The sequence below is a fragment of the Verminephrobacter aporrectodeae subsp. tuberculatae At4 genome (genome assembly GCF_000193225.1).
In the GTDB taxonomy this organism is placed as follows: domain Bacteria; phylum Pseudomonadota; class Gammaproteobacteria; order Burkholderiales; family Burkholderiaceae_C; genus Acidovorax; species Acidovorax aporrectodeae.
Map to the genome: position 1 here is coordinate 1 of NZ_AFAL01000716.1, position 3979 is coordinate 3979.

The window sequence follows — 3979 nt, forward strand, 5'->3', positions numbered from 1 at the left end:
CATTGCGTCCGGGTCAGACATGGCCGCAGCGGTGATGGCCGCATCTTCCTCTGCGCCAGGAAGAATCGTTCGGGACTTCAGTTTGGGCATAGCGTTTCACCTCTCTCAAATTGGCTTTCCGCAAGCTGACGATGCGGCGGATTCCATTGCGCTCAACAAACACCACATTGAACAAGCGCTCGCCGATGTAGCCCAAACCAATCATGCGGTCTTCATCGTATGCCCTGCGTTGGTCAAGCCAAACCACGGCGCCATCCCACTCGAACGCCTTGGCATCAGCGAGAGACACGCCATCGTGCTTCTCGATGTTCTTGGCGTCCTTGGCAGGGTCGAATGCGACGTCCATGAAACTTATTGTACATACATAAAGTCGATGCACCCAGTATTTCTTGTACCGACGTCAGGTACATGAGGCAAGACAGCCCCGCGCCGCCGAAACACCTTCCATTGCGGTACCGGCCATGCCCCGCCTGCGGAGCTGCGATTTGACAGGCGGGCGACGCTACCGGACACTGCGGCGCATCCCACGACCCCGGCCCATGAAACACTCCCCCGAAGCTCCCCCGGTGAGCGTCCTGTCCGTTGACGACATGCGCGCGCGCATCCGCCGCCAAAGCCACCTCAAAGGCCGCCAGCCCGAAGCTGCGGCGCTGGCCGAGGTGGCGCAGCTGCTCGGCCCGCGCCCGGCGAATGGCTTTCGGCGCGACCTGCTCATCGAATACCTGCACCGGCTCAACGACCACTTCGGCGTGCTGCACGAGCGGCATCTGGTGGCACTGGCAAAACAGCTGAATCGGTCCATGGCCGAGGTCTACGAAGTGGCGAGCTTCTATCACCACTTCGAGGTCGTGCGCGGCGCGGACTCCCGGGCCCCGCGCCTGGTGCTGCGCGTGTGCGACAGCCTGAGTTGCCGCCTGGCCGGCGCACGCGAACTGCTGGCCCGGCTGCCGCAGCGCCTGCGGGCTGCGGGGCTGGGCGACGTGCAGCTGCAGGCCGTACCCTGCGTGGGCCGCTGTGAGCAGGCGCCGGTGGCCGTGCTGCACCAATGCCCGCTGCCGCAGGCCACGGCCGACGGGGTGCTGCAAGCGCTGGCGTCCATGCCGGATCGGGCGCATGCGCTGCATCCCGCGTCGCCGTCCACGGTCCATTTCGACGCCTGCGCGTGGGCCGGGCGCAGCCTGCCCACACAACCACCCGGCACCGTCAGCCCCGCGCACACCGACCTGGCCACCTACCGCGCGCATGGCGGCTATCAGCTGGCCGCAGCGCTGGTGAACGGCGCGATGGACGCCGAGGCGGTGCTCGTGGCGCTGGAGGCATCGGGCCTGCGCGGCCTGGGCGGCGCGGGTTTTGCGGCGGGGCGCAAGTGGCGCATCGTGCGCGCGCAGCCGGCGCCGCGCATGCTGGCGGTGAACATCGACGAGGGCGAGCCCGGCACCTTCAAGGACCGCAGCTACCTGGAGCGCGACCCGCACCGCTTTCTGGAGGGCCTGCTCGTGGCGGCCCAGGTGGTGGGCACCGAAGCCATCTACATCTATCTGCGCGACGAATACCACGGCTGCCGCGCGCTGCTGCACGGCGCGCTGGCGCAATTGCAGGCGGATCCGCCCTGCCCCCTGCCGCAGATCGAGCTGCGGCGCGGCGCGGGCGCGTACATCTGCGGCGAGGAGTCGGCCATGATCGAAAGCCTCGAAGGCCGACGCGGCGAGCCGCGCATGCGCCCGCCGTACATCGCGCAGCGGGGCCTGTTCGGCCGCCCCACGCTGGAGCACAACTTCGAGACCCTCTACTGGGTGCGCGACATCGTCGAGAAGGGCGCGCAGTGGTTTGCCGGCTTTGGCCGCCATGGGCGCAAGGGGCTGCGCAGCTTCAGCGTGAGCGGGCGGGTGCGGCAGCCGGGCGTGAAGCTCGCGCCCGCGGGAATCACGCTGCAGGAACTCGTGGACGAATACTGCGGCGGCATGCCCGACGGGCACCGGCTTTACGCCTACCTGCCCGGCGGCGCCTCGGGCGGAATCCTGCCCGCGCACCTGAACCAGATCCCGCTCGACTTCGACACCTTGCAGCCCTACGGCTGCTTTATCGGATCGGCCGCCGTCATCGTGCTCAGCCAGCACGACCGCGCGCGCGACGCCGCGCTCGACGTGATGCGCTTTTTCGCGCACGAGAGCTGCGGCCAGTGCACCCCCTGCCGCGTGGGAACGGCCAAGGCGGCCGCGCTGATGCAGGCGCCGCAGTGGGACGCCGACGCGCTCGGCGACTTGGCGCAGGTGATGTCCGACGCGTCCATCTGCGGACTGGGGCAGGCCGCGCCCAACCCGATCCGCTGCATCTACGAATACTTTCCCCACGAGGTGGGCGCGGCGCCGGGCGCACTCTTGCCCAAAGGACCGCCATCATGAACGCCGTGCCATCCTGCGCCACCGCCAGCGCCGCCCTGCCCGAACCGGCGATCGCCTTTGAACTCGACGGCCAACCCGTCAGCGCCCACCCCGGCGAGACCCTTCTTGCGGCCGCGCAGCGCCACGGCGTGCAGATTCCCCGGCTCTGCCACCAGGACGGCCTGCGCCCCGACGGCAACTGCCGCGCCTGCGTGGTCGAGATTGCGGGCGAGCGCACGCTGGCCCCGAGTTGCTGCCGCACGCCGACCGAGGGCATGCAGGTGCAAAGCGCCAGCGCACGCGCGCGCAAGAGCCAGCAGATGGTGCTGGAGATGCTGCTCTCGGACATGCCCGCGGCGGGCTACAAGTGGAACGACGACGACGCACCGCACGCGCAGGCCGCAGGAAATGAAGTCCCCGGCCAGCATGGCGAGCTCAGCGCCTGGGCCGACCGCCTGGGCGTGCGCGTGCGCCCCGCGCTCCAGGCGCTGCGCCGCGCGCAGCCCGCCGCCGACACGAGCCACCCGGCGATGGCCGTCAATCTGGACGCCTGCATACAGTGCAAGCGCTGCCTGCGCGCCTGCCGCGAGGAGCAGGTGAACGACGTGATCGGCTACGCGCTGCGCGGCGCCGGGAGCAAGATCGTCTTCGACCTCGACGACCCCATGGCCGAAAGCAGCTGCGTGGCCTGCGGCGAATGCGTGCAGGCCTGCCCCACGGGCGCGCTCATGCCCAAGACGCAGATCGGCTCGCAGGCGGTGGACCGCAGGGTCGATTCGGTGTGCCCGTTCTGCGGGGTCGGCTGCCTCATTACCTACCAGATCCGGGAAGAAAAAATCGTCAGCGTGCAAGGACGCGACGGCCCCGCGAACCATGGCCGCCTGTGCGTCAAGGGCCGCTTCGGCTTTGACTACGCGCACCACCCCGAGCGGCTCACGCGGCCGCTGATCCGCAAGCCCGGTGTCCCCAAGGACTGGCAGGGCCAGACGCGCCCCGCGCACTGGCGCGAGCTGTTTCGCGAAGCCAGCTGGGACGAGGCGCTGGACCTGGCTGCGGGCCAGCTCGCAGCGCTGCGCGGGCGGTATGGCCCGAAGGCGCTGGCGGGATTCGGCTCGGCCAAGGGCAGCAACGAAGAGGCCTACCTGTTCCAGAAGCTGGTGCGCACCGGCTTTGGCAGCAACAACGTGGACCATTGCACGCGGCTGTGCCATGCCTCCAGCGTGGCGGCGCTGCTCGAAGGCGTCGGCTCGGGCGCGGTGAGCAACCCGGTGCACGACGTGGAGCACGCGGAGCTGATCTTCGTGATCGGCGCCAACCCCACGGCGAACCACCCGGTGGCCGCGACCTGGATGAAGAACGCCGCCCGGCGCGGCAGCAAAATCGTTCTCGCCGACCCGCGCGTGACCGACATCGGCCGCCACGCCTGGCGCACCCTGCAATTCCGCGCCGACACCGACGTGGCCATGCTGAACGCGCTGATCCACACGGTGATCGAAGAGGACTTGGTCGATATGGCCTTCGTCCGCGCGCGGGTCGACAACTTCGACGCGCTCAAGGCGAACGCAGCGGGCTACAGCCCCGAAGCCGTGGCGCCGGTG

At 69.3% G+C, this 3979-nt stretch carries 3 protein-coding genes; 2 read left to right on the top strand and 1 reads right to left on the bottom strand.

The features are described from left to right. Positions 1-13: 13 nt before the first annotated feature. Entirely contained in the window at positions 14-346 is a 333-nt protein-coding gene (locus VTU_RS0120455; RefSeq protein WP_010108072.1) for a BrnT family toxin, read from the bottom strand. A 193-nt stretch (positions 347-539) separates the two neighbouring features. On the opposite strand from VTU_RS0120455, the gene VTU_RS28965 reads away from it, so the two are divergent. Together VTU_RS28965 and VTU_RS0120465 are read left to right on the top strand one after the other, a co-directional pair. After that, entirely contained in the window at positions 540-2402 is a 1863-nt protein-coding gene (locus tag VTU_RS28965) for an NADH-ubiquinone oxidoreductase-F iron-sulfur binding region domain-containing protein (RefSeq protein ID WP_040893476.1), read from the top strand. Then, a partial coding sequence (locus VTU_RS0120465) for a molybdopterin-dependent oxidoreductase (protein ID WP_010108076.1) occupies positions 2399-3979 on the top strand: 1581 nt, incomplete at its 3' end. The genes VTU_RS28965 and VTU_RS0120465, both read left to right, overlap by 4 nt.